This window comes from Bacillus sp. CGMCC 1.60114, assembly GCF_042676365.1.
Taxonomy (GTDB): Bacteria; Bacillota; Bacilli; order Bacillales; family Bacillaceae_G; genus Bacillus_A; species Bacillus_A rhizoplanae_A.
The window spans coordinates 70,699-96,677 of sequence record NZ_JBHTHG010000003.1 but is presented as its reverse complement, the minus strand read 5'-3'; the positions used below and the strand labels follow the sequence as shown (position 1 = coordinate 96,677).

Annotated in this window: 30 protein-coding genes and 1 riboswitch; of the genes, 26 read left to right on the top strand and 4 right to left on the bottom strand. The window is 37.4% G+C overall.

All coding sequences use genetic code 11. The features are described from left to right. Positions 1-2: 2 nt before the first annotated feature. From ACFQZ1_RS00640 to ACFQZ1_RS00605, 8 genes are all read left to right on the top strand, one after another. Positions 3-1,787, top strand: a complete 1,785-nt coding sequence (locus ACFQZ1_RS00640) for an acyl-CoA dehydrogenase family protein (protein ID WP_377880170.1) — start codon at positions 3-5, stop codon at positions 1,785-1,787. 135 nt (positions 1,788-1,922) lie between these two features. Then, on the top strand, positions 1,923-2,645 hold the full coding sequence (locus ACFQZ1_RS00635; protein ID WP_377880169.1) for an MBL fold metallo-hydrolase: 723 nt from the start codon (positions 1,923-1,925) through the stop codon (positions 2,643-2,645). Between the two features lie 3 nt (positions 2,646-2,648). Continuing rightward, positions 2,649-3,206 carry a TetR/AcrR family transcriptional regulator gene (locus ACFQZ1_RS00630; protein ID WP_377880168.1) on the top strand — a complete coding sequence of 186 codons (558 nt, stop codon included), beginning with the start codon at positions 2,649-2,651 and terminating at the stop codon, positions 3,204-3,206. 99 nt (positions 3,207-3,305) lie between these two features. Beyond that, a complete protein-coding gene (locus ACFQZ1_RS00625) occupies positions 3,306-3,881 on the top strand; it encodes a permease (RefSeq protein ID WP_377880167.1) in 576 nt (191 codons plus the stop codon). 110 nt (positions 3,882-3,991) lie between these two features. Further along, positions 3,992-4,177 (top strand): hypothetical protein, encoded by a 186-nt coding sequence (locus tag ACFQZ1_RS00620; protein ID WP_098308865.1) that lies wholly within the window; start codon positions 3,992-3,994, stop codon positions 4,175-4,177. Between the two features lie 13 nt (positions 4,178-4,190). After that, a complete protein-coding gene (locus ACFQZ1_RS00615; RefSeq protein ID WP_230574684.1) occupies positions 4,191-4,439 on the top strand; it encodes a spore coat protein in 249 nt (82 codons plus the stop codon). A 229-nt stretch (positions 4,440-4,668) separates the two neighbouring features. Further along, positions 4,669-5,619, top strand: a complete 951-nt coding sequence (locus ACFQZ1_RS00610) for an L-lactate dehydrogenase (RefSeq protein WP_377880166.1) — start codon at positions 4,669-4,671, stop codon at positions 5,617-5,619. Positions 5,620-5,639: 20 nt separating this feature from the next. Next, entirely contained in the window at positions 5,640-6,653 is a 1,014-nt protein-coding gene (locus ACFQZ1_RS00605; RefSeq protein ID WP_377880165.1) for a PTS sugar transporter subunit IIC, read from the top strand. 78 nt (positions 6,654-6,731) lie between these two features. Here the strand turns inward: ACFQZ1_RS00605 and ACFQZ1_RS00600 are convergent, their stop codons facing one another. Both ACFQZ1_RS00600 and ACFQZ1_RS00595 read right to left on the bottom strand, forming a co-directional pair. Further along, positions 6,732-7,385 (bottom strand): phosphatase PAP2 family protein, encoded by a 654-nt coding sequence (locus tag ACFQZ1_RS00600; protein WP_377880164.1) that lies wholly within the window; start codon positions 7,383-7,385, stop codon positions 6,732-6,734. A gap of 810 nt (positions 7,386-8,195) precedes the next feature. Then, complete coding sequence (locus ACFQZ1_RS00595) at positions 8,196-8,654, bottom strand: DUF3978 family protein (RefSeq protein WP_377880163.1); 459 nt, start codon at positions 8,652-8,654, stop codon at positions 8,196-8,198. 369 nt (positions 8,655-9,023) lie between these two features. Here ACFQZ1_RS00595 and ACFQZ1_RS00590 point away from each other — a divergent pair, with 369 nt between their 5' ends. From ACFQZ1_RS00590 to ACFQZ1_RS00520, 15 genes are all read left to right on the top strand, one after another. Continuing rightward, positions 9,024-9,389, top strand: a complete 366-nt coding sequence (locus ACFQZ1_RS00590; RefSeq protein WP_377880162.1) for an arsenate reductase family protein — start codon at positions 9,024-9,026, stop codon at positions 9,387-9,389. Positions 9,390-9,430: 41 nt separating this feature from the next. Continuing rightward, complete coding sequence (gene gcvH / locus ACFQZ1_RS00585; RefSeq protein WP_098308851.1) at positions 9,431-9,814, top strand: glycine cleavage system protein GcvH; 384 nt, start codon at positions 9,431-9,433, stop codon at positions 9,812-9,814. Positions 9,815-10,043: 229 nt separating this feature from the next. Next, positions 10,044-10,388: a toprim domain-containing protein gene (locus tag ACFQZ1_RS00580; protein WP_098308849.1), complete on the top strand. Its 345-nt coding sequence runs from the start codon at positions 10,044-10,046 to the stop codon at positions 10,386-10,388. Positions 10,389-10,399: 11 nt separating this feature from the next. After that, positions 10,400-10,699 (top strand): thioredoxin family protein, encoded by a 300-nt coding sequence (locus tag ACFQZ1_RS00575; protein ID WP_377880161.1) that lies wholly within the window; start codon positions 10,400-10,402, stop codon positions 10,697-10,699. A 153-nt stretch (positions 10,700-10,852) separates the two neighbouring features. Continuing rightward, positions 10,853-11,197 carry a hypothetical protein gene (locus ACFQZ1_RS00570; protein WP_377880160.1) on the top strand — a complete coding sequence of 115 codons (345 nt, stop codon included), beginning with the start codon at positions 10,853-10,855 and terminating at the stop codon, positions 11,195-11,197. Positions 11,198-11,323: 126 nt separating this feature from the next. Beyond that, positions 11,324-11,431, top strand: a riboswitch (SAM riboswitch). A 251-nt stretch (positions 11,432-11,682) separates the two neighbouring features. Next, a complete protein-coding gene (locus ACFQZ1_RS00565) occupies positions 11,683-12,708 on the top strand; it encodes a methionine ABC transporter ATP-binding protein (protein ID WP_377880159.1) in 1,026 nt (341 codons plus the stop codon). Then, positions 12,701-13,366 (top strand): methionine ABC transporter permease, encoded by a 666-nt coding sequence (locus tag ACFQZ1_RS00560; protein WP_377880157.1) that lies wholly within the window; start codon positions 12,701-12,703, stop codon positions 13,364-13,366. Before ACFQZ1_RS00565 ends, ACFQZ1_RS00560 begins: the two co-directional genes overlap by 8 nt. Before the next feature lie 102 nt (positions 13,367-13,468). Further along, complete coding sequence (gene metQ / locus ACFQZ1_RS00555) at positions 13,469-14,281, top strand: methionine ABC transporter substrate-binding lipoprotein MetQ (protein ID WP_377880156.1); 813 nt, start codon at positions 13,469-13,471, stop codon at positions 14,279-14,281. A gap of 236 nt (positions 14,282-14,517) precedes the next feature. Further along, positions 14,518-15,303, top strand: coding sequence for a Fe-S cluster assembly ATPase SufC (sufC, locus tag ACFQZ1_RS00550; protein WP_035433106.1), 786 nt, complete (start codon positions 14,518-14,520; stop codon positions 15,301-15,303). Positions 15,304-15,318: 15 nt separating this feature from the next. Beyond that, the gene (gene sufD, locus ACFQZ1_RS00545; protein WP_377880155.1) at positions 15,319-16,611 is read left to right on the top strand and encodes a Fe-S cluster assembly protein SufD; all 1,293 of its coding nucleotides are present in this window, start codon (positions 15,319-15,321) and stop codon (positions 16,609-16,611) included. Continuing rightward, a complete protein-coding gene (gene sufS, locus ACFQZ1_RS00540; protein WP_377880154.1) occupies positions 16,611-17,831 on the top strand; it encodes a cysteine desulfurase SufS in 1,221 nt (406 codons plus the stop codon). The genes sufD and sufS overlap by 1 nt, the downstream gene beginning before the upstream one ends. Then, positions 17,821-18,252 carry a Fe-S cluster assembly sulfur transfer protein SufU gene (sufU, locus tag ACFQZ1_RS00535; protein WP_377880153.1) on the top strand — a complete coding sequence of 144 codons (432 nt, stop codon included), beginning with the start codon at positions 17,821-17,823 and terminating at the stop codon, positions 18,250-18,252. The genes sufS and sufU overlap by 11 nt, the downstream gene beginning before the upstream one ends. 50 nt (positions 18,253-18,302) lie before the next feature. Next, complete coding sequence (gene sufB, locus ACFQZ1_RS00530) at positions 18,303-19,700, top strand: Fe-S cluster assembly protein SufB (RefSeq protein WP_377880152.1); 1,398 nt, start codon at positions 18,303-18,305, stop codon at positions 19,698-19,700. Positions 19,701-19,774: 74 nt separating this feature from the next. Continuing rightward, on the top strand, positions 19,775-19,945 hold the full coding sequence (locus tag ACFQZ1_RS00525; protein WP_377880151.1) for a hypothetical protein: 171 nt from the start codon (positions 19,775-19,777) through the stop codon (positions 19,943-19,945). A 442-nt stretch (positions 19,946-20,387) separates the two neighbouring features. Then, positions 20,388-21,929 carry a thiol-activated cytolysin family protein gene (locus ACFQZ1_RS00520; protein WP_377880150.1) on the top strand — a complete coding sequence of 514 codons (1,542 nt, stop codon included), beginning with the start codon at positions 20,388-20,390 and terminating at the stop codon, positions 21,927-21,929. A gap of 147 nt (positions 21,930-22,076) precedes the next feature. Here ACFQZ1_RS00520 and ACFQZ1_RS00515 read toward each other — a convergent pair whose 3' ends face one another. Beyond that, positions 22,077-22,802, bottom strand: coding sequence for a VanZ family protein (locus ACFQZ1_RS00515; RefSeq protein ID WP_377880148.1), 726 nt, complete (start codon positions 22,800-22,802; stop codon positions 22,077-22,079). Then, the gene (locus tag ACFQZ1_RS00510) at positions 22,802-23,131 is read right to left on the bottom strand and encodes a PadR family transcriptional regulator (RefSeq protein WP_377880147.1); all 330 of its coding nucleotides are present in this window, start codon (positions 23,129-23,131) and stop codon (positions 22,802-22,804) included. Before ACFQZ1_RS00510 ends, ACFQZ1_RS00515 begins: the two co-directional genes overlap by 1 nt. Positions 23,132-23,344: 213 nt before the next feature. Here ACFQZ1_RS00510 and ACFQZ1_RS00505 point away from each other — a divergent pair, with 213 nt between their 5' ends. From ACFQZ1_RS00505 to yunB, 3 genes are all read left to right on the top strand, one after another. Further along, positions 23,345-24,760 (top strand): bifunctional metallophosphatase/5'-nucleotidase, encoded by a 1,416-nt coding sequence (locus ACFQZ1_RS00505; RefSeq protein WP_377880274.1) that lies wholly within the window; start codon positions 23,345-23,347, stop codon positions 24,758-24,760. 80 nt (positions 24,761-24,840) lie between these two features. Continuing rightward, entirely contained in the window at positions 24,841-25,143 is a 303-nt protein-coding gene (locus tag ACFQZ1_RS00500) for a YunC family protein (protein ID WP_377880146.1), read from the top strand. Positions 25,144-25,195: 52 nt separating this feature from the next. Beyond that, positions 25,196-25,933 (top strand): sporulation protein YunB, encoded by a 738-nt coding sequence (gene yunB, locus ACFQZ1_RS00495; RefSeq protein ID WP_377880145.1) that lies wholly within the window; start codon positions 25,196-25,198, stop codon positions 25,931-25,933. Positions 25,934-25,979: the final 46 nt, after the last annotated feature.

Sequence of the window (25,979 nt, the reverse complement as noted above, 5' to 3'; positions counted from 1 at the left end):
TCATGGAAAAAATAGTGGGAAGTGCAGTGAAAGGCGGCAGCTTTTTAGTTGATGATATTACAATTGATCAAGTGTTTACACCTGAGGATTATACAGATGAGCATAAAATGATTGCGAAAACGACAGAGGACTTTATCGTAAATGAAGTATTACCAGAACTTGAATATTTAGAGCAGCATGAGTTTGATCGTTCTGTTCGTTTATTAAAAGAAGCAGGTGAGCTTGGATTATTAGGTGCTGATGTACCAGAAGAGTACGGCGGCATTGGCCTTGATAAAGTGAGTTCTGCGTTAATTGCAGAGAAATTCTCTCGTGCGGGCGGCTTTGCAATTACGCACGGTGCTCACGTTGGTATCGGATCGTTACCAATCGTATTATTCGGTAACGAGGAGCAAAAGAAAACATATCTTCCTGCATTAGCAACAGGCGAAAAGCTAGCTGCTTACGCATTAACTGAGCCAGGTTCTGGATCTGATGCATTAGGAGCAAAAACAACGGCTCGCTTAAATGCGGAAGGTACACATTATGTATTAAACGGTGAAAAACAGTGGATTACAAACTCCGCTTTCGCTGATGTATTTGTTGTATACGCAAAAGTAGATGGCGAGCATTTCACAGCGTTTATCGTAGAGAAAGAATACGCTGGCGTATCTACAAGCCCGGAAGAAAAGAAAATGGGTATTAAGTGTTCTTCTACTCGTACGTTAATCTTAGAAGACGCATTAGTGCCAAAAGAAAATGTACTTGGTGAAATTGGTAAAGGTCATGTAATTGCCTTTAACATTTTAAATATCGGCCGCTATAAATTAGGTGTTGGTACAGTTGGTTCATCAAAACGTGCGTTAGAAATTTCAGCGCAATATGCAAATCAACGTCAGCAGTTTAAGCAACCAATTGCTCGCTTCCCATTAATTCAAGAGAAGCTTGCAAATATGGCAGCGAAAATTTATGCAGCTGAAAGCTCTGTATATCGTACAGTTGGTTTATTTGAAAGCCGTATGAGTACATTATCAGAAGAAGAAGTAAAAGACGGGAAAGCTGTAGCAGCTTCTATCGCTGAATATGCAATTGAGTGTTCTTTAAATAAAGTATTTGGTTCTGAAGTATTAGATTACGTAGTAGACGAAGGTGTTCAAATTCATGGTGGTTACGGATTTATGGCAGAGTACGAGATTGAAAGAATGTACCGCGATTCTCGCATTAACCGTATCTTTGAAGGTACGAATGAAATTAACCGCTTAATCGTACCAGGTACGTTCTTGCGTAAAGCAATGAAAGGTGAATTACCACTTCTGCAAAAAGCACAAAAATTACAAGAAGAATTAATGATGATGATGCCGGAAGAAGTAGGCGATGAGCCATTAGCACTTCAAAAACATTTAGTAAAGAACGCGAAGAAAATCGGCTTAATGGTTGCTGGTTTAGCTGTTCAAAAATACGGTAAAGCTTTAGATAAAGAACAAGAAGTTCTTGTTAACATCGCTGATATCGTAAGCAACCTATATGCAATGGAATCAGCAGTTCTTCGTACAGAAAAAGCAATCAAAACAACTGGCCTTGAGAAGAACAAACAGAAAGTATTATATACAGAAGTATTCTGCCAAGAAGCATTCAATCAAATCGAAGCAGATGCAAAAGAAACAATTATCGCTGTTGAAAATGGTGATATGCTGCGCATGATGTTATCTGCGCTTCGTAAATTCACTCGTCACACACCGCTTAATGTGATTCCAAAGAAACGTGAAATCGCAGCGAAAGTGTTAGAGGATGAGCGTTATACAGTTTAATATGTAAAAGGCAGGAGTCGTTTAGAGCGACTTTTGCCTTTTTTTTGCCCAAAAATGGAATTTTCAGTGACAAAAACTAATATCATTAGTTATAATAAAACTAACACCATTAGTTTTTGAAAGGGAGCTGGAAATATGAGAATGATACATGAGAAAACGGTATATCAATTGTCGTTTTTGCCAAGAGTGTTTCCTGTGAATTGTTACTTTGTGGAGGAAGAAGACGGTTTAACTTTAATTGATGCTGCACTGCCATATAGCGTGAAAGGCATCTTACAAGCGGCTCAGCAAATAGGGAAACCGATTACTAATATTGTATTAACACATGCACATGATGATCACATCGGTGCGCTAGATGCATTAAAGGAAGCACTTCCTAATGTTCCTGTTTATATTTCTAAGCGGGACGCAAGGTTGTTAGAAGGAGATATGACATTACAAAGAGATGAACCGAATACGCCAATAAAAGGCGGTGTACCTAAAAAAGTGAAGACGAGACCAGATATCTTATTAGAGGATGGAGATCGGATTGGATCGCTTCTTGCGATCATGACGCCGGGACATACACCAGGTTCCATGTCGTTTCTTGATACGCGAAATAACGCCCTCATTGTCGGGGATGCATTTCAAACAAGAGGAGGCACTGCTGTTTCGGGACAAATGAAATTTTGGTTTCCGTTTCCTGCGATGGCAACGTGGAGTAAAGAAATAGCATTACAGAGTGCAGAGAAGCTAAGAGAATATGAGCCTTCCTTGCTTGCGGCAGGGCATGGGAAAATGATAAAGGATCCAGGCGCTGCAATAGACAGTGCCATTGAGGAAGCAAAGCGAAATATAGAAAGTATGAAAGAGGGCTAATTTATGTCACCGAGAATCGGACTTACATTACAGAAAATTGTAGACACAGCGGCAGAAATCGCAGATACAAATGGAATACAAGAAGTAACATTAGCGTCATTATCGCAAAGGCTGGGAATACGCTCTCCCTCACTATATAATCATGTGAAAGGTTTACAAGACGTACGAAAAAATCTTGGTGTTTACGGAATAGAACAGCTGCACGAGGCGCTGAAAGAGGCAGTAGAGGGTAAAAGGATGGATGAAGCAATTCATGCATTAGGAGAAGCGTACGTGTCGTTTGTCCGAAAACATCCTGGATTGTATGAAGCAACTTTTTTACGAGATGAAGAAGTGCAACAAGCAGGTGATGGAACTGTAGAGCTTTGTCTTCGTGTTTTACAACAATACGGTTTAGAAGGTGAGCAGGCGCTTCATGCTACGCGCGGACTAAGGAGTATTTGTCACGGATTTGCATCGATTGAACAGCAAGGTGGATTTGGGTCGCCACTGGATTTAGATGCAAGTTTACATTTATTACTGGAAACGTTTATTAAAGGACTGCATGTTATAAAAGAGTGAATAAGGAGAGAGAAACCATGAATTTTTTGCTGTTCATGCTTCTTTTTACAGTAGGTTGCGGTTTGTTAGAGGCGAAAATGCTAAAGGATGTGAAGTGAAATGTTTGCAGGACATTTTGGCTTAGCTGCAGCAGTGAAAGCGAAGTCACCGAAAATACCGCTTTGGGCTCTCATGTTAAGCACACAACTATTGGACGTCATCTTTGTGCCACTTTATGTTTTAGGAGTAGAGACAATAGAGCCTATTGGTGGTAATGGTTATGGTGAAGCGGTGATTCATGCAGATTATTCACACTCTTTAATAGGGGCACTGTGTATTGCCTTTTTTGCAGGAATAGTGGGTAGAAAGTTTTGGGGAAGAAGAAGTGGCCTTGTTATTGGAGCGGTAGTTTTTAGTCATTGGGTTCTTGATTTACTTGTGCATCGTGCTGATTTGCCGTTACTTCCAGGGAATTTTGGAGACTTTCCTTTGCTGGGTTTTGAGCTATGGAGATTTCCAGCTATTAGTATTGCATTGGAATGTATTCTTATTGCGTTAGGTGGTATATTATATTTCCGATTTGTTGTTTCGAGTGTAGAGCAACGAAAGAAATTGATAGCAAGAGTAGCCGGCGGTGTAGTAGTTGTGTTATTAATTCTTTCGTTAATTACAGATGTATTTGGCTTTGCGGCTTGAGTATGAATAAAAGGAAACCTTAGAAGCGATTCTAAGGTTTTTTAGTGCATACAATCTAAAAATAAATAGATACTAAATGTTGAATGAACAAAGAAAGGAAGGCTGTTACGATGCAAAATTTAAACGAGCTTGAAGTGGAGAATTTACGTCATCTTATTGGTGGGCATGCAACAGTTATTAACAAATTACAAGAGTATGCACAAGCATGTACGGATCCGCAGCTGAAGCAGATGCTGCAAAAAGATGTGCAAGATGCACAAAATACGAAACAACAATTAATGTCTTTTTTAGGATAGGGGGGTAAAGAACATGAATGAAAAAGATATGGTAAATGATTATTTAGCTGAATTAAATGCAAGTTTAACCGGCTATGCGAATTACATTGCTCAAACGAATAACGATCAATTATATCAAACGTTAATTCAGATTCGTAATCAAGACGAAATGCGTCAACGTAATCTGTATCAATACGCAAAACAAAAGAACTATTATCAACCAGCAGCTCCAGCCAATCCAACGATTGTTCAGCAGTTGAAGAATCAATTAAGTGCGCAATAAGAAAAGAGATTTTAAAGCGGGTGACGTAACCGAGACGTTACCCGTTTTTTTGTGAAAGTGAAATGTTCGTGACTTTGTCGAAATTATATGCAAGGGGACATAAAATGTCCATATTATTTGTGAAGTATTTCACAAATTACACATAGCTTACATGGAAAAAACTTCCATGATAAAAAGTGTAAAGAACACAACACAAAGAAAATTACACTAAGAAGCAGGTGAGATTGTCATGAATAGAAATACAAGGAAGATTGCGATTATTGGTACTGGATTAGTTGGATCGAGCTGTGCGTATTCTATTGTGAATCAAGGAATCTGTGAAGAATTAGCGTTAATTGATCTTAATCATGAGCGAGCAGTTGGCGAAGCAATGGATTTATCACACTGCATTAATTTTACAAATACAAGAACAAAAGTATACGCAGGAACTTATGAAGACTGCAAAGATATGGACATTGTTATTATTACAGCAGGACCTGCTCCAAAGCCAGGTCAAAGTCGACTTGATACTTTAGGAGCAAGTGCAAAAGTTATGGAAAGTATTGTACCAAGTGTAATGGAGAGCGGATTTGATGGCATCTTCCTAATTGCATCAAACCCAGTTGATATTATTACTTATCAAGTTTGGAAATTATCAGGTTTGCCAAGAAATCGTGTTCTTGGTACTGGGACATCATTAGATTCTTCTCGTTTAAGAACAATTTTGTCTGAATTGCTAGATGTTGATCCTCGTAGCATTCAAGGCTATTCGTTAGGGGAACATGGCGATTCACAAATGGTTGCCTGGTCTCACGTAACAGTTGGTGGAAAGCCGATTCTACAAATTTTAGAAGGGCAAAAAGAGCGTCTAGGTGAACTTGATTTAGATGAAATTGTAGAAGAAACAGCAAAAGCTGGTTGGGAGATTTATAAACGGAAAGGAACTACTTATTACGGTATTGGGAATGCGTTAGCTTATATTGCACGTTCTATTTTTAATGATGATCACTGTATTATTGCTGTATCAGCTGTTTTAGACGGTGAATACGGTGAGTATGAAATTTCCACAGGTGTACCAGCTATCATTACAAGAAATGGTATAAAAGAACTTGTCGAACTGAACTTAACAGAAGCTGAAGAAAGCCGATTTGCAAAATCAAATGACATTTTACGCGACTACATGAAAACAATCGGTTACTAAACTAGGAGAAGGTGAAACAGATGAAGGAATATATCATGCCTCGTATATTCAAAGGATCTGCAGGAATTGCACAAGGTATTTTCGTATCTCTTGGAATTGGTCTGCTCATCGAAAATATAGGAAGAATTGCTGATATTCCTATGTTAATTACAATTGGAGTTGTTGCAAAATCACTTATGGCACCAGCAATTGGAGCAGGAATTGCTTTTATGCTCGGAGCAAATGGACTTGTCATTTTCTCAGCGATGGTTGCAGGAGCGATTGGAGCTGGATCAATTTCTATTACTGCAGCCGGTTTGATGATTAAAACGGGTGAACCAGTCGGTGCGTTATTAACTGCAACACTAGCAGTTTATATCGGTAAACGATTAAGCGGAAAAACTGCTTTAGATATGATGCTTGTTCCGTTTGCTGCAATATTAGGTTCAGGTTTAGTTGGTATTTGGTTATCCCACAATATTAGCCCGGTTTTAAATGCGGTTGGAGCATTTATTAAAGATAGCTCAGCAGGCAGTACGTTTATTGCTTCTATTTTACTTTCAGTTGTTTGGGGATTATTATTAATTTCTCCAGCGTCATCAGCAGCTTTAGCGATTGCCCTTAGTCTAGACGGCGTAGCAGGCGGTGCTGCACTTGCAGGATGCGTCGCTCAATTTATCGGATTCGCTGTTATCTCTGCGAAAGAAAATAATTTAGGCGGTATTTTAGCACAAGCTCTTTGTACACCGAAAGTACAGCTTCCGAATATTACTAAGAACCCAATGATTCTTGTACCAACTGTTGTCGCCAGTGCAATTGTAGGTCCTGTATCGGCGCTTGTATTCCAAATGACAGCGGGGAAAGAAATTGCAGGTCTTGGACTTAGTTCTTTAATCGCACCAATTAACTTAATTTCAAGCAAAGGATTGAGTGTTGTTCCAGCGATGGTAATTACTTATATCATAATTCCAGTAGCTGTTTCTTATATACTGTATATGATTTTGAAAAAAGCAGGTCGCATTAAACCTGGCGACATGACTGTACCACAATCTTAGAGACTATAATATGTCAATTTGAAAATCTCTTCTTACATAGATAAAAGCAGACTGAAGAAGCCGCATCTGCTTTTGTTTTCATAGATTATATGATTGTCCAGCAGGGGCTTTAATCTTTTGTTTACGTAATTCAAATACAGATTGCATAGCTGCATAGAGGAAGCTTGCGACGACGATGCCTGCTACTGCATCCATAAAGGCATGCTGTTTTGTAAACAAAGTAGATAAAATAATGAGCACGCCAACGAATGTTAATATGCCATATTCCCATTTGTTCTGCTTTTTTCTCTTATGTGCTGTAATCATAATGACAAATGTTGTGAGTACGTGAATGCTAGGAAAGCAATTTACAGGTTGATCGATACTGTAAATATAGTGCACTAAATTAGCAAACACATCATTGCCGGTTACCTCGGGACGTGTTACCGTTGTTTGCCACATATAATAAATGCTAAAGGAAGTGAGGTTACCTAATATAACACTACTTAATGTAATGTAGTAGAGCTTTCGGTCGGCAAAGCAGTAATAAATAAGAGCACCGTATAAGTAAGGAAACCAAAGTAAATATGGAACGATAAATTCTTTTGTAAATGGAATCCATGCGTCTATTTTTGTTGTTACATTCACAGCGCCTACTGTTGAGTGATTCAGTACGCCATAAAGAGGACTTACGAGTACAAGTAGCAATATATAACAGAATGGAAGAAAGGATGAAAGTTTATTATTTCCCATAGCAGTTCTCCTATTTCTAATGTAATGAGATAAAACCTGAGAAGTTATAAATAGAAAAAATGTAAATGAGCTATCAATTTTTTAAAGCGCTTTCACTATATCATATTGTAAGGTGACGATATTATTCATTTGTATTTTTGATGTAGAGGAGCTGTCAGTAAACAAAAGTTTGTTTAAGATGTATGTTCGAGTTTATCCGGCTATTCGTGGGCAGTAAGACCCCCACCTAAAGATTCAGAGAGGAGCGTTGTCCAGCTCTAGCGGCTAGAATCTCCAGTCGTTTCGCCCCCTCGGACGAGGCAAAAAGCGCCTCTCTGCCTTGGGCGCGGGCGTCCTGCAATTCTGGGCGAGCCGCTTCCGCTTTTCTACAGAAGATGGGTGGGGGATAACTGCTGGCATGCGCCCGATTGGTGAGAGCTTTCCATCAGTGGGGGATGAAGAACCTCGCACTGATGGAAAATTATAATAGAAAAATATAAATGAGTGATTGATTTTTTTGAAGCGTTTTCACTATAGGATATTCTATAGTGACGATATAGTTCGTTTGCATTTTCAATAAAAGTGAACTTTATTAAATAAATGTTTGATTAAGACGTATGTTCGATTTTTTGGTCTTAATTAAACGTTTGATTAAGATGTATGTTCGATTTTATAGTATTAATTAAACGTTTGATTAAGATATATGTTCTATAATGCTGCACATCTTTCTTGAAAAAAATAAAAAAACTCTTCTCAAAAAAATGAAGTGTTTTTCTGCTTCTAAATATATTATAATAAAAATAGTTAGAATTTTATTATTTTAACAAAATATTATATAAGGGCTTGAATGGATGAATGATATTCGTTTATGTATGTAGTTACCTTTTCATTTAATGTCGCGAAAAAGTTTGTGAATTCTGAACTATTTGCACGAATATGATCTACATGCTTTAAAGAGAGTTTCTCGTTTAAGAGAAATTCACCGTGATGTCCAAATACTTGTAAATTAGCATTCATTTGTTCTGAATCTTCTTGTGTTGATACGAGAATGTAGTGAAATGCTCTTACAGGAATGACATATGTTTTACGGTATGAATTCGTACTGTTTATTCCGGTTTGTGTTACCATTTGAAACTGGAGAATGTCTTTGTTTATAGTAATAGACAATGTTGTTGACTTTAATTTTGTGTCTGTTAATTCATCAAGTTCTTCAAGTTGAAAATGGATAGTAGTTTGATCTGAATGATGTTGAATGTGTTCCTGGATGACCGAATGAATTTGTAGTTCCATATAGTTAAATAACCTCCTTTTATTTATGTACTATAAAGACAAAAATATAGAACAAAAGAATTAATACAACAGTTTCAAGTAGTAAAAAGGATTAAATATTTTTATTCTTCCTTAAAGAGAATACATGACAAATTACTAAAAAACAATATAAATTGATTTAATATTTTGTATTTTAAAAACCATATATTTAACATAATAAATATTATGATGAAATAATTTCTTTAGGGCAGTAAAGTATTTTTTGATAATTTAAGAAAATTAAAAGATTTTGCAGGATAAAAGAAATTTTTGGCGAATTAAGTTAAAGTTTGAAATGAAAAAATATTTTCTATATGATAAGGTAAAGGTTAGTGAAAAGTAGGTGAATGTATGTCAGTAACATTTTATTCATATCCAAAATGTGGAACATGCCAAAAGGCAAAAAAATGGTTAGAAGCAAATGATGTAGCATATGAAATGATCCATATTGTTGAAAATCCGCCTTCTAAGGAAGAACTTCGCAGTTTATATGAAAAAAGCGAATTGCCATTAAAAAAGTTCTTTAACACAAGTGGAATGCGTTACCGCGAGCTTGGTTTAAAGGATAAGCTAAAAGATGCAAGTGAAGAGGAAATGTTAGACATGCTCGCTTCTGATGGCATGTTAATCAAACGACCAATTGTAACAGGCAATAATCATGTAACAGTTGGATTTAATGAAGAGCAATTTGAAAGCGTGTGGAAAAAGTACCAATAAGGTATTTTTACATAATTAATACATTCATTGGAGGTACAGACATGAGCATTCCAAAACAATTACGTTACTCTGAAGAACACGAATGGGTAAAAGTTGATGGCAACCAAGTTGTTATCGGCATTACAGATTTCGCACAACACGAATTAGGAGATATCGTATTCGTGGAACTTCCTGAAGTTGGTGCAACAATCGAAGCTGACGAGCCATTCGGAAGCGTAGAATCTGTTAAAACAGTTTCTGAGTTATACGCACCTGTAGCAGGTAAAGTTGTAGCAGTAAACGAAGAATTAAACGACAAGCCAGAGCTTGTTAACGAATCTCCATACGAAGGTGCATGGATGATTAAAGTTGAGATTGAAGATGCAGGTCAAGTGGATAACTTATTAACTGCAGAACAATACGAAGAAATGATCAATCAAGACTAATATGGAAAGGGCAGCTAATAGCTGTCCTTTTTTATTTGTGCCGACTCCAGTAGCTAGAATCTTCAGTCGTTTCGCTCTATCGGCCTGAAGTTCCAACGTTCTACGATTCTGAACGAGCCACTTCCGCTTTCATTCACAAAAATAAACAGGAAACAACATTGAAATATCGAATATAATATATACTAAAGGTAAGGTTGTATCATAGTATATGGTGATCGGGTGATGCCAAGTGGTCTATGTGGAAAAAGTAATTATTGTTGAAGGTAAATCAGATAAGAAGAAGATTGAGACGATTATTAGAGAACCGGTGGAAATTGTTTGTACAAATGGTACAATTAGTTTGTCGAAAATGGATGAACTTATTGATCAGCTGTACGATAAAGAAGTGTATGTGCTTGTGGACGCAGATGATGCAGGAGAGAAGCTACGCAAACAGTTTCGCCGAGAATTTCCACATGCTGAACATATTTATATTGATCGTTCGTATCGTGAGGTTGCAACTGCACCATCAAATCATTTAGCGAACGTTTTATGGGGAGCTGACATCGACGTTTATACAGAATTTTTACGATAAGGAATGGTAGAATGATCGATTGGACAGGGAATGAAGCTGTAGCTGCAGTTAGAGATCAAAATAAAACGGTACTATACGTGTATACACCAATGTGCGGTACGTGTCAACTTGCTAAAAAAATGTTAACGGTTGTTGAAGCCGCATTACCCCATTTGGAAATCGGGATGTTGAATGTAAATTATGCACCGCATTTTGCGCGGGAGTATGAAATTGAAAGTGTTCCGTGTTTACTTATATTTGAGAAGAATCAACTTGTGAAGAAAATCTATGCATTTCAATCTGTAGAATATTTATATATAGAATTACAATAGGCGGCAAATATTTTGCCGCCTCGACATATTTCTTGGGAAATATAAGCAACAGATTGCTTTTCGTACAACTTTTGTCGAGAGAAAGATACAGGAGAGCTCGTTATAGAAATGGAATGGTATTATATAGAACGTGATATGAGGAGGGTGACGGAGATGAAATTATATTCACTGCTTCAATCATTTGTAACATATGCCAATACGCAATATCATTTAGAGCCGCTACTGCCGCAATTTGAAAGGGCTGTTTGTTTTATTTTTCAAGATGAGCGTTATTCATTGAAGATTTCAAGAGAGAAAATTGAGCTTACGAATGGTGTACTGGGAACGGAAGAACTTGTTTGTTTTCATGAAGCTGATTTGCAGTTATTGATTACAGGACAAGTTCGCTTGCAGTCACTGTTACGTCGAAAAGCCATTACATATAAAGGGACATACCAAACCATGTTATTATTAGAATCTGTATTTCATATTTGTAAGCCGCTACGAGTAGGTGCGTAAGTTTCAGAAAGTTTATTCTTTGCAAAAATTTCTGTTGACATCTATTTCATGCGTTGATACAATTCAAAACATGAAATAATGAAAACTTCATAACGACAAAATCAGACGAAATTTACATCTGATTTTCTCTTATCAAGAGAGGTGGAGGGACTGTGCCCTATGAAACCCGGCAACCGTCAACTTATGTTGAAATGGTGCCAATTCCTGCAAAGCGAATGCTTTGAGAGATGAGAGGAAAGGATAATAGTAATTTATGTATATAAACCTTTCTGCTCATTTTAAAGCAGAAAGGTTTTTTTGTTGTTTCAGTGTAGGAGGACGCTCAAACGACAAATCGTTTTTATAATCTAGCTCCAGCGGCAAACTCTTCGCGTCTAAGAACCTCCCGCACGAAAAGGTAAAAAGCACCTTTTGTGCGAGAGAACCTTAGCCGGTCAGAGCTGAACGAGCCGCTTACGCTTTTTAACTAAAAAGGGGTGACATCAATGATTGTGTTAGAAAATGTAAAGAAAATATATCGCTCCAAAAACGGCGATGTTACTGCGGTTGATAATGCGAATTTACAAATAGAAAAAGGCGAAATTTTCGGAGTTATCGGATATAGCGGTGCCGGAAAGAGTTCCTTAATTCGCTTGTTTAATCAACTGGAGAAACCGACGTCTGGAAAGATTACTATTGGAGAGCGTGTGATTTCAGCGATCAGAGGAAGAGAACTTCGGGAAGCGCGTCAAGAAATCGGGATGATTTTCCAGCACTTTAACTTACTTTGGTCACGAACTGTTCGTGAAAATATTGCTTTTCCGCTTGAAATTGCTGGAGTGGAAAAAGAGAAAAGAAAACAGCGTGTAGATGAATTGATTCGCCTTGTTGGTTTGGAAGGACGAGGAGATGCGTATCCATCTCAACTAAGTGGTGGACAAAAGCAGCGCGTTGGTATTGCGAGAGCATTAGCAAATAACCCGAAAGTATTATTATGCGATGAAGCAACATCAGCATTAGACCCAGAAACAACAGATCAAATTTTAGATTTGCTTCTCGATATTAATAAACGCCTCGATTTAACGATTGTACTCATTACGCATGAAATGCATGTGATTCAAAAAATTTGTAATCGTGTTGCTGTTATGGAGAAAGGGAAGATTGTTGAAAGCGGCAGCGTTTTAGATGTATTTCGTAATCCGCAGCAAGACATTACAAAGCGCTTCGTTAAGCAAATAACAGATTCTGAAGATGCAGATGAAACAATTGAACATTTAGTAGAGAAGTACCCAGAAGGAAAAGTCGTGAAACTGCAATTTATTGGTGAAGCAGTGGAAAGACCAGTTCTGCAGAAATTAATGAAGAAAGATGGAATTGAAGTGAGCATTCTGCAAGGGAATATTGCTCAAACGACAAACGGGGCGTATGGAAGCTTAATTGTTCATTTAAAAGGTGACGAAGATGTAGTTGCAGAGGCAGTCGCAACAATTCAACAAGAGCAAGTAGAGCTGGAGGTGATTGCACATGGATAATTTGTTTCAAAATGTTGATTGGAACAAAATGCTAGAAGCTACGCAAGATACGTTATACATGACGGTAATTGCTACACTTGCAACGTTTGTATTAGGTCTTATTCTCGGATTAGTACTGTTTCTCACAGGAAAAGATAATCTATGGGAGAACAAGCCAGTTAATATTGTAATTAGCGCGTTTGTAAATATTTTTCGCTCTATTCCGTTTATTATTTTAATCATTTTACTGATTCCATTTACGAAGTTTCTTCTTAATACAATTCTTGGAGCAAGTGCCGCATTGCCAGCATTAATTGTTGGAGCAGCACCGTTCTATGCGAGAATGGTTGAAATTGCGCTTCGTGAAATTGATAAGGGGGTTATTGAAGCATCGAAAGCGATGGGAGCAAAGACGAGTACAATTATCTTAAAAGTACTGATACCAGAATCTTTGCCAGCACTTATTTCGGGTATTACGGTAACGGCAATTGCACTTGTAGGCTATACAGCGATGGCTGGAGTTGTTGGAGCAGGCGGTCTTGGTACACTTGCTTATTTAGAGGGATTCCAACGCAATAATGGCGATGTCACTCTCATGGCAACAATTTTTGTGCTTGTTATTGTATTTATTATTCAAATGTTTGGTGATTTTCTTACAAAGCAACTTGATAAAAGGTAAAGAGAAGTTTAGGGATTATTGGGATAAAGAGTTTTCGTCTAACACGAAAACTCCCTATAGATTTTATATTTTGAATATTGGAAAAAGAAGGGATGTTATAACATGAAGAAGGTATTATTTTCAGCACTTCTTGCTGTATTTGTATTTGCATTAGCTGCTTGTGGCGGCGGTGGAAAAGATAAGAAGACACTTGTAGTTGGTGCTTCTAACGTACCGCATGCAGTTATTTTAGAAAAAGCGAAACCACTATTAGAGAAACAGGGTATTACATTAAAAATTCAACCATTCCAAGACTATGTACTGCCAAATAAAGCATTAGCCGATAAAGAAATTGACGCGAACTATTTCCAGCACATTCCGTACTTAGAGAAAGAAATCCAAGAAAAAGGTTATAAAATTGTAAATGCAGGAAAAATTCATTTAGAGCCTATGGGGATTTACTCTAAGAAATATAAAAGTTTAAAAGACCTTCCAAATGGTGCGACAGTGATTATGAGTAATAACGTAGCAGAGCGCGGACGTATGTTAGCACTTCTGCAAAAAGGCGGCGTTATCAAACTTAAAGATGGTGTAGATATCGTAAAAGCAACAGAAAAAGATATTGTAGAAAATCCGAAAAACTTAAAATTTAAAACAGATGTTGAGCCAGGACTTTTACCAAAATTATATGAAAACAATGAAGGCGATGCATTATTCATTAACTCAAACTACGCGATTGATGCAAAATTAAATCCGACAAAAGATGCAATTGCACTTGAAGGAGCAGACTCTCCTTATGCAAATATTATTGCTGTTCGTAAAGGTGACGAAAACAGAAAAGAAATTAAAGCACTTGTTGAAGTATTGCATTCAAAAGAAATTCAAGATTTCATTAAGAAAGAGTACAAAGGAGCTGTACTTCCTGTAAGTGAATAAGGTGAAAAAAGGGCTGAAATTTCTTAGCCCTTTTTTCTTTATATAAGTAGGAAGAAAGGTGTATCATAATATAATGTGCAGAAAATTCCTGCTCGTATTTGTAGAAAAATTGTTACTTTTTTTCAACGTTTGCGATATCATTTTATTTGATATAAAATTAGAATGAGAATAAAATGAGAATGTGAACGTTTTAGGAATTTTTAAAATGTATATAGATGATTAATGGAGGTATTGAGATGGCTGGTTCTACATTAACGATTAAAGATTTACATGTATCAATCGATGGCAAAGAAATTTTAAAGGGTGTAAACCTTGAAGTAAAAGGTGGAGAGATCCACGCAATTATGGGACCTAACGGAACAGGTAAATCAACTTTATCTTCTGCAATTATGGGTCACCCAAAATATGAAGTAACACAAGGAAGCATCATCATCGATGGTGAAGATGTATTAGAAATGGAAGTAGATGAGCGTGCACAAGCTGGTCTATTCCTAGCAATGCAATATCCAAGTGAAATTAGCGGAGTAACAAACGCTGACTTCTTACGTTCTGCAATTAATGCACGTCGTGAAGAAGGTGATGAAATTTCTCTTATGAAATTTATCCGTACATTAGATAAAAACATGGAATTCCTAGAAATGGATCCATCAATGGCACAACGTTACTTAAACGAAGGTTTCTCTGGCGGTGAGAAAAAACGTAATGAAATTCTTCAATTAATGATGATTCAGCCAAAAATCGCAATCTTAGACGAAATTGACTCTGGTCTTGATATCGATGCATTAAAAGTTGTATCTAAAGGTATTAACGAAATGCGCGGTGAAGATTTTGGTTGCTTAATGATTACGCACTACCAACGTTTATTAAATTACATCACTCCAGATCATGTACACGTTATGATGAATGGTCGTGTTGTGAAATCTGGCGGCCCTGAGCTTGCACAACGTTTAGAAGCTGAAGGTTACGACTGGATTAAAAAAGAACTAGGTATTGAAGACGAAACAGAAGAGCAAGAAGCGTAAGAGAGGAGCATAAACATGACAATTGGTACATTACCTTTCGATCAAGATTCTATCCGTCAGCAGGCAAGCGAAGCGAATGAAGCTGCTTGGTTGACTGAGTTCCGCTTACAAGCTCTTGCAAAGGCAACTGAACTTCCAATGCCAACGCCTGATAAAACAAAAATTGATAAATGGGATTTTATCGGCAAAGGTAAAACTGCAAAGCAAGAGCCTGTACGTTCTTTAGAAGAACTTCCAGAAGCAGTGAAAAATTTAATTGATGAAAAGAATAACGTTCTTGTACAGCGCAGCGGTACAACTGCATTTGTTTCTTTATCAGAAGAAGCGAAAACAAAAGGCGTTATTTTTACAGATATCGTAACAGCTGCAACTGAGCATGCTGAACTTTTACAAAAGTATTTAATGAAAGACGGCGTGAAAGTTGATGAGCATCGTTTAACAGCACTTCATGCTGCATTAATCAACGGCGGTGCGTTCGTATACGTTCCGAAAAACGTTGTTCTTGAAACACCACTTCAAGCTGTATTCTTAGTAGATGGCGAAGAAGCAAACGTTTATAACCACGTACTATTTGTAGCAGATGCAAATAGTTCTGCAACATATGTAGAAAACTACGTGGCAAATGAAAATGTTACTGGTATTGCAAATATCGTGGCAGAAGTAATTGTAGAGCAAGGCGCACAAGTGAAATTTGGTGCAGTTGACTTATTAGCAAAAGATGTAACATCTTACGTAAACCGCCGCGGCGTAGTTGGACGAGATGGACGTCTAGAGTGGGCATTAGGTCTTATGAACGATGGAAACACAATTTCTGAGAACGTAACGAACTTAATGGGCGACGGTTCATTTGCTGATACAAAAACAGTAACAATTGGCCGTGGTAACCAAACACAAAACTTTACAACAAAAGTTGTTCACTTCGGTAAACACTCTGAAGGCTTTATCTTAAAACATGGTGTACAAAAAGATAGTGCAACATCTATCTTTAACGGAATTGGTAAAATCGAGCACGGTGCTTCTAAATCAAACGCACAACAATCTTCTCGCGTTCTGATGTTAAACGAAAAAGCACGCGGCGATGCAAACCCAATTCTTTTAATCGATGAAGATGATGTAATGGCAGGTCACGCAGCTTCTGTAGGACGCGTAGATCCTACACAACTATACTACCTAATGAGCCGTGGTATTCCGAAGAAAGAAGCAGAACGTTTAGTCATCCATGGATTCTTAGCACCTGTAGTAAATGAGCTTCCAATCGAAGGAGTAAAAGCACAGCTTATTGAGGTAATTGAAAGGAAAGTTCGCTAATGGATATTCATGAAATACGCAAACAGTTTCCAATTCTTGATCAAAAGGTGAACGGCAAACAACTTGTTTATTTCGATAGTGCGGCAACTTCTCAAAAACCAATTCAAGTCATTGAAACGTTAGAACGTTACTATAAAGAATATAACTCTAACGTTCATCGCGGTGTTCATACGCTCGGTACAAAAGCAACCGATGCGTATGAGGGCGCACGCGAGAAAGTTCGCAAGTTTATTAATGCGAAGTCTATGGAAGAGATTATTTTTACGCGTGGTACAACAACAGCGTTAAATACAGTTGCGGCAAGCTATGGCCTGGAACATGTAAAAGAAGGCGATGAAATTGTCATCTCTTACATGGAGCACCATAGTAACATTATTCCTTGGCAACAAGTTGCGAAGAAAACAGGCGCAACATTAAAATATCTTCCGCTTCAGCCAGACGGGACAATTTCATTAGAGGATGCTCGTCAAACGATTACGTCAAATACGAAAATCGTATCTATTATGTATGTATCAAACGTACTTGGAACGATTAACCCTGTAAAAGAAATTGCAGAAATTGCACACCAAAACGGTGCAATTATGGTCGTTGATGGTGCACAAAGTACGCCGCATATGAAAGTGGACGTACAAGATTTAAACTGTGATTTTTACGCTTTATCCGCTCATAAAATGTGCGGACCTACAGGTATTGGCGTATTATATGGTAAGAAGGAATTGCTTGAAAATATGGAGCCAATTGAATTTGGCGGCGAAATGATCGATTTCGTAGGTTTACAAGAGTCTACGTGGAAAGAGCTTCCTTGGAAATTCGAAGCAGGTACACCGATTATCGGCAACGCAATCGGACTTGGAGCTGCAATTGATTTCTTAGAAGAAATCGGTCTTGATAATATTGAAAAGCATGAACATGAATTAGCGCAGTATGCTTTAGAAAGACTATCAGAAGTAGACGGTGTTACAATTTATGGTCCAAAGCATCGTGCAGGTCTTGTTACATTTAATATTGATGACGTACATCCACACGATGTTGCAACAGTATTAGATGTAGAAGGTATTGCGGTTCGTGCAGGTCATCATTGTGCACAGCCGTTAATGAAGTGGCTAAAAGCTTCTTCTACAGCACGTGCAAGCTTCTATTTATATAACACAAAAGAAGAAATTGATACATTTGTCGAAGCGCTGACGAAAACAAAGGAGTATTTCACAAATGTCATTTAATAATTTAGATACGTTATATCGTCAAGTTATTATGGATCATTATAAAAATCCACGGAACCATGGCGTATTAGAAGATAGTGTTACGGTTAATTTGAACAATCCAACTTGCGGTGACCGCATTCAACTTACAATGAAAGTAGACGACGGAATTGTTCAAGAAGCGAAGTTTGAAGGAGAAGGCTGTTCCATCTCTATGTCTTCCGCTTCTATGATGACGCAAGCAGTAAAAGGAAAGAAAATTGAAGAGGCACTTCAGCTTTCAAAAATTTTCTCGGATATGATGCTAGGAAAAGAGTATGATGACAGCATTGATTTAGGAGATATTGAAGCGTTACAAGGTGTATGCAAGTTTCCAGCGCGTATTAAGTGTGCAACATTAGCTTGGAAAGCGTTAGAAAAAGGCTTGAACGAAGACAAGTAATGCAAATAGGTTCCTAAATACGAAGTTTATCCAAGGAGGGACATACGAACATGGCGAAACAGCTGCCAGATATCGGCGATTATAAATATGGTTTCAAAGATAAGGACGTTTCAATTTTCCGTGCTGAGCGCGGTTTAACAAAAGAAATCGTAGAAGAGATTTCACGTATGAAAGAAGAACCACAGTGGATGTTAGACTTCCGTTTAAAATCACTGGATCACTTCTATGAAATGCCAATGCCACAATGGGGCGGCGACTTAAATGACTTAGATTTCGACGAAATTACGTACTATGTAAAACCATCTGAGAAATCTGAGAAGTCTTGGGATGAAGTACCTGATGAAATTAAAGCAACGTTTGATAAATTAGGTATTCCAGAAGCTGAACAAAAATATTTAGCGGGTGTATCTGCACAGTACGAATCTGAAGTTGTATATCACAACATGAAAGAAGACCTAGAAGCTCTAGGAATCGTATTTAAAGATACAGATAGCGCATTAAAAGAGAACGAAGATATTTTCCGTGAGCATTTCGGAAAAGTAATCCCACCAACTGATAACAAATTCTCTGCATTAAACTCTGCAGTTTGGTCTGGTGGATCATTCATCTACGTTCCAAAAGGTGTGAAAGTAGATACACCACTTCAAGCGTATTTCCGTATTAACTCTGAAAATATGGGACAATTCGAGCGTACGCTTATTATCGTAGACGAAGGCGCACATGTACACTATGTAGAAGGTTGTACAGCACCTGTTTACACAACAAACTCACTTCACAGTGCGGTAGTAGAAATCATCATTAAGAAAGATGCATATTGCCGTTATACAACAATCCAAAACTGGGCAAACAACGTATACAACCTAGTTACAAAACGTGCGGTTTGTGAAGCAAACGCAACGATGGAATGGATTGACGGTAACATCGGATCTAAATTAACGATGAAATACCCAGCTGTTATCTTAAAAGGCGAAGGCGCTCGTGGTTTAACATTATCAATCGCGATTGCTGGTAAAGGCCAACACCAAGATGCTGGTGCGAAAATGATTCACTTAGCACCAAACACATCTTCAACAATCGTTTCTAAATCGATTGCAAAACATGGTGGTAAAGTAACATACCGTGGTATCGTACACTTCGGACCAAAAGCGACAAACTCTCGCTCTAACATCGAGTGTGACACGTTAATCATGGATAACCAATCTACATCTGATACAATTCCTTACAACGAGATCAAAAATGATCACGTATCACTTGAGCATGAAGCGAAAGTATCAAAAGTATCAGAAGAACAATTATTCTACCTAATGAGCCGCGGTATTTCTGAGCAAGAAGCAACAGAAATGATCGTAATGGGCTTCATCGAGCCATTCACTCGCGAACTTCCAATGGAATACGCAGTAGAAATGAACCGTCTAATCAAATTCGAGATGGAAGGTTCTATCGGTTAATTAGAAATGCGGAGCCGACTGTTCAGACCCGTTGGCTAAGGTTCTTTCGCACAGAAGATGCTTTTTATCTTCTGGTGCGGAAGGTTCTTAGACATGAGGGTCTAGGAGGCGGAGCTGGACAGTATTTGAAAGTGGAAGCGGCTCGTTCAGAATGTGAGGGGGATGGAGCTTCTGACGTAGAGGCGTTCTTTGCCTCGCAGGAAGAAGCGAAGCCACCGAGCATTCTAGCCGCTGGAACTGGATAATGAAAGAAAAGTGGAAGCGTCCTGTTTACAGGGCGCTTTTTTTATTGGGTGCAAATATATCAACCGTTTCTCCCGATATATTAGCATTATTTTTGAAATAACGGCGCTTCAACGCGATATAAAGTGAAACTTCCGTCAATGATGCTATTCTCACTGATGGTATAGGCTTGAAGATGTTAAGAAGTAAAAAAGGACCGGGTGCATGAAAGTAGCTAAAAAACTATCTGAAAAAATTTTATCAATATACAAAAATCGACATTTTATGATATAATTTTTTGAAAAAGGAGGTTAGTTTTTAGAGAATTCTAAACTTTATTGAGGGAATAAAATTCATAGTATGTTTATTAGTTAGTTTATGCACTATTAATTATTCGTTTATTCCTTTCGCTGAAACTTAAACAAGTAATTCAGCTGATGTAACAAAATTATTCTAAAAAAGGAGTTGAATTTTTTGAAAATTATAAAAAGTTTTGAAGGAATAAAGTTTCTAGCATGTTTATTAGTTAGTTTATGCACTATTAATTATTCGTTTATTTCCTTCGCTGAAACACAAACAAGTAATTCAGCTGATGCAACAACAAATGCTAGTAACATTGATACTGGTATAGCAAATTTAAAGTATAGTAATCAAGATGTTTTAGCAGTAAATGGTGATAAAGTAGAGAGTTTTGTGCCGAAAGAAGGTATCAATTCAAATGGTAAATTTGTAGTGGTTGAACGTGAGAAAAAATCACTTACAACTTCGCCAGTGGATATTTCAATTATTGATTCTATGACTAATCGTACATATCCAGGAGCAGTACAACTTGCAAATAAAGCTTTTGCAGACAATCAACCTGATTTATTAGTGGCTAAGAGAAAACCTTTGAATATTAGTATAGACTTACCAGGCATGAGAAAAGAAAATACAGTAACTGTCCAAAATCCAACATATAGTAATGTGTCTGGAGCAGTAGATGATTTAGTATCTACTTGGAATGAAAAGTATTCATCAACACATACGTTACCTGCACGAATGCAGTATACGGAATCTATGGTTTATAGTAAATCTCAAATAGCAAGTGCTCTTAATGTTAATGCTAAATATCTTGATAATGGACTGAACATTGACTTTAATGCGATTGCAAATGGAGAGAAAAAAGTGATGGTTGCGGCATATAAACAAATATTTTATACCGTAAGTGCAGAACTACCTAACAATCCATCAGACCTTTTTGATAATAGCGTTACTTTTGAAGAGTTAACTCGTAAAGGGGTAAGTAATACGGCTCCGCCTGTTATGGTGTCAAATGTAGCTTACGGCAGAACAATTTATGTAAAATTAGAAACAACTTCTAAGAGCAAAGATGTACAAGCTGCTTTTAAAGCCTTACTTAAGAATAACAGCGTTGAAACGAGTGGACAGTACAAAGATATTTTTGAAGACAGTACATTTACCGCTGTAGTATTAGGCGGAGATGCAAAGGAGCATAACAAGGTTGTTTCAAAAGATTTTAATGAAATACGAAATATCATTAAAGATAATGCAGAATTAAGTTCTAAAAATCCAGCATACCCAATTTCATATACAAGCTCTTTCTTAAAAGATAATGCAACTGCTGCTGTTCATAATAATACAGATTATATCGAGACTACAACTACAGAATATTCCAGTGCTAAAATGACGCTTGATCATTATGGTGCATATGTTGCTCAATTTGAAGTATCTTGGGATGAATTTTCATATGATGAAAATGGAAAGGAAGTACTATCCCATAAAAATTGGGAAGGAAACGACAAAGACAAAACGGCTCATTTCTCTACAGTAATACCACTTCCACCTAATTCAAAAAATATAAAAGTCGTAGCATGGGAATGCACAGGTCTTGCATGGGAATGGTGGAGAACCGTTATTAATGAACAAAATGTTCCATTATCAAAAGAAATCAAAGTTTCAATTGGAGGAACGACATTATACCCAAGTGCTAATATTAGTTATAATTAAAGGGAATGTATACGTCCGAAGCGCCCTGTTTACAGGGCGCTTTTTTCATGGGCGCAAATATAACGGTACAAATAAGACATTTATCGGCTCTTTTTACAATATAAAGACCTTCCGATGATATTCGACAAGCCAAAAGCCACCTCATCATCAAAATGAGGTGGCTTTATCGGTACGCTTATAGCGAATCCATAATTTTTTCATTCCAATGTAAATGCTGTAGCCGATTAGTGCGCCCGTGGTGTTCAAAATAATATCATCTACATCGAAGATACCAGTGAAAGTTATTAATTGCAGTAACTCGATAAAGAATACGATTTTGATAAAAAGCTTGCAAGTTAATTTCCAGTCGTTTATTTTCGGGAATAATAGAGGGATGAAAAAACCGAAAGGAATGAACATTACAACATTCCCTATCGTATTCATAAGCCATATATCTAAGTTATAATGATCGAAATTCATGATATATTTGAATGTGCTTGCAAAAGGAATTACATTTACTAGATGATTAATTGCAGACCAGTTCCCTGTTTCTAAGAAGTATGTTACATTGCGGAAGTAATCAAAAAGGGGTCTGCTTAGTAAAAGCTGGAATACCAAGATGAGTGAGTATGGAATAAATAGTCCCCAAGCAAGCCACTTTATATATTTATGAGAGGAATTCATCACTTTCTTAATCTCTATTCCTAATACATTGGCCTCTCCAAAATTTTGAATAGCTAATTGTGTTGCTTCCTCTACTGATTTTCCTTGATTGATAAACTCTTGTTGTAGGCTTGTCAGGTGGTCGTATAGTTCAAGGTATAGTTCTTCCTTTTCCCTTTTTGGTAAATGTGTTTCTTTTATAATACGCTTAATATATTCTTCTAGCGTCATCAGCTATAGGCCCCCTTCTTACACACTTTAATTAAAGCAGTAATTTGATCCCATGCTGTTAGTTTTTCTTGTAGTATTTTTTCTCCGTTATCAGTGATGCGATAAAATTTTCTTTTCATCCCCGTTTTGGATTCTCCCCAATAAGAGGTAATGAGTTCTTTTTGTTCCAAACGTTTGAGAGCAGGGTATAAAGTGCCTTGACTCATGTTATAGGCGTCTTTACTATTTTCTTTTAATTTTTGAATGATTTCATAGCCATATGTATCATGTTGCTGAATGATGGAGAGGAGTAAAATATCAATACTTCCTTTTAATATCTCTTTATCCATTTTATGGTTCACCACCTTATAATGGGATTGTAACACGACATATGTCGTGTTACAAGGTAGTGTTTCTTTTTTATGATAAAAAGAAGAAACTTTTGCTTTTTCCATCAATGAGAGTACAATGTAAAATAGCAAGAAAAGACGAAAAGTATTTACAGGATTCAAGCTTACATATAGCGTAAACAAGAAGTATGGAATTGAGAGGAGGTTTTTTCTCTGAATATAGATACAGAAGTAACAATTCATCTTTATCATACAAATGATATACATAGTCATTTTGAAAATTGGTCGCAAATTTCTCAGTTTGTTGTAGAAGAGAAAAAGCGTCGTCTTGCTGCTGGTGAAGCGGTCTTTACATTAGATATTGGCGATCACGTTGATCGCTTTCATATGATTTCTGAGGCAACGAGCGGAAAAGGAAATGTGCAGCTATTAAATGAAGCGCTGTACGATTATGTAACGATTGGTAACAATGAGGGGATCACACTTGCGAAAGAGCAATTGGATCATTTATATGACGATGCAAATTTTGAAGTGCTCGTTGCGAATTTATTTGAAACAAATCAAACACGTCCTAGCTGGGTAAAACCATATGTGCTGCAAACACTTGATAATGGGATTACAATTGCTTTTATCGGTTTAACAGTGGCGTATCCTGATTTTTATGCGAAGTTAGATTGGCATATTGAAGATCCATATCTACATTTAGAAGCTATTTTAGAAGAGGTACGTTCAAAGGCGGATGTCATTATTGTATTGTCTCATTTAGGAAAGAATGCAGATGAATATATGGCAGAGCATTATGATATAGATGTTATTTTAGGCGCACATACCCATCATTTATTTGAACGCGGCGTATTAGTGAATGGAACACTTCTTTGCTGCTGCGAGAAGTGGGGACATTATGTAGGGCATGTACAAATAACAGTGGATTTACAAACAAAGCAAGTGATAAAAAAAGATGGACGAGCAATTAATACGAAGCGATTCGGAGCATATGGAGGACCTCATGCTTTGTTAGAGGAGCTTGAACAAGAAAGTAAGTTCATCATGGCAGAGCCCGTTGTAAATTTAAAAGAATCACTAGAAGTTGATTGGTTTCAGGAAACGAAATTTGCTCATATGCTTGCCGAATCCCTTAGAGAGTGGTGCGATGCTGAAATTGGTATGGTAAATGCGGGTGTATTACTCGAAGGATTGCAGGAAGGTGTGGTTACCAGAGGAGATATTCATCGCATTTGTCCACATCCGATTAATCCATGCCGTTTGCAAGTGAAAGGGAAAACATTGCGAGATGTGATTTTGAAAGCACGCCGCCCAAACATGGAACAGCTTGAAGTAAAAGGTTTAGGTTTTCGCGGGAAAGTCATGGGGAAAATGATATATGCTGGCGTAGAAGTTGTGCCAGATACGATTCCAGGTAATAAAGTTTTACTCGAGGACGTAATCATTAACGGAGAATCATTAGATTTAGAACGAATCTACACATTAGGAACGATTGATATGTTCACATTCGGTTACTTATACCCAGAGCTTGCGGTCGTGCCGGAAAAAGAGTATTACATGCCGGAATTGCTCCGTGATGTTTTGAAGGATACATTAATGAAATATGCATTATCTGTAAAGTTATAGCCTACTAATTGCGGTAGGCTTTTTGTATTCACATTCTTTTTTCTACTCTCATACAGTTAAAGGAGAGAGGAGTGTGAACTATGGTTAATATAGAACCAATTATAATAAGTGAATACACGTTTATAGCAGTGAGTGTAAAGCTTCCAAAGACAAATTTGTTAGCTGTTATGAGCGATAAAGGATATATTATGTGCGGTGCGTTAGATGTGGGATTGTTAAACGAAAAGTTAAGCGATCGCGGCATTCTTGCAGGGCGCGCTGTTGGCGTAAGAACGATTGAGCAGTTGTTAGAAGCGCCGCTTGAATCGGTTACGATTGAAGCAGAAAGGTTAGGAATTACAACTGGCACAATTGGAAAAGATGCACTGCTAAAAATGATCTAAATATATCGTCCCTCTTTTTTGCATATACATGTGTAAGAAGGAGGGATTTGTTATGCGTGCGTTTCGCCCCCGGACTTCTCGGTTTCGGAAAGGGCCACTGCCATTTCGTTACGTATTGCTTATTTCATTTGCTATTTTTATTATACTTACCTTACAAGGATTGTGGCTTGTGAACAAAAGCATCCAGCCAACGTTAATGAAATATGCAGAAATGCAGACGAAGCGAACAGCAACAGTTGTCATGACGAAAGCAGTGAAAGATAGGGTTGCACAAGGGATCGATGTCGATTCTTTAATGAAGATGCAAACTGATAAGAATGGAAAAGTATCGACAATGGATTTAAACACAGAAGCAGTAAATGAGATTTTAACATCGACAACAGCGGATATAGAGAAATATTTACATCAAGTCGAGAAAGGGGATACGAAAGCGTTAGGATTATCAGAGGAAGATGGAACGGCACTATCCGTTCCGCTTGGTAGAATTACGGATAATGCATTGCTTGGTAATATAGGACCAAATATTCCAATTACGTTTACAACAATTGGTCATGTATCCACGAATATTAAACAAGATTTTCAGCAGCAAGGAATTAACAATACGGCTATTAAAATTGTGATGGAAATTGAAGTGGCTCTTCAGGTTATTATTCCATTCCATACGAAGGAAGTAACTGTGAAGCAAGATATTCCGATAGCCACACGTATCATTCAAGGCGAAGTGCCTGGCTATTACGGAAACGGCGGAGTTGTTGTACCGGAGAAAAAGGAGAAAAAAGCGGATAACTAATGTTATCCGCTTTTTAGATAAAGGAATTGTTAATTTGAGATAACTG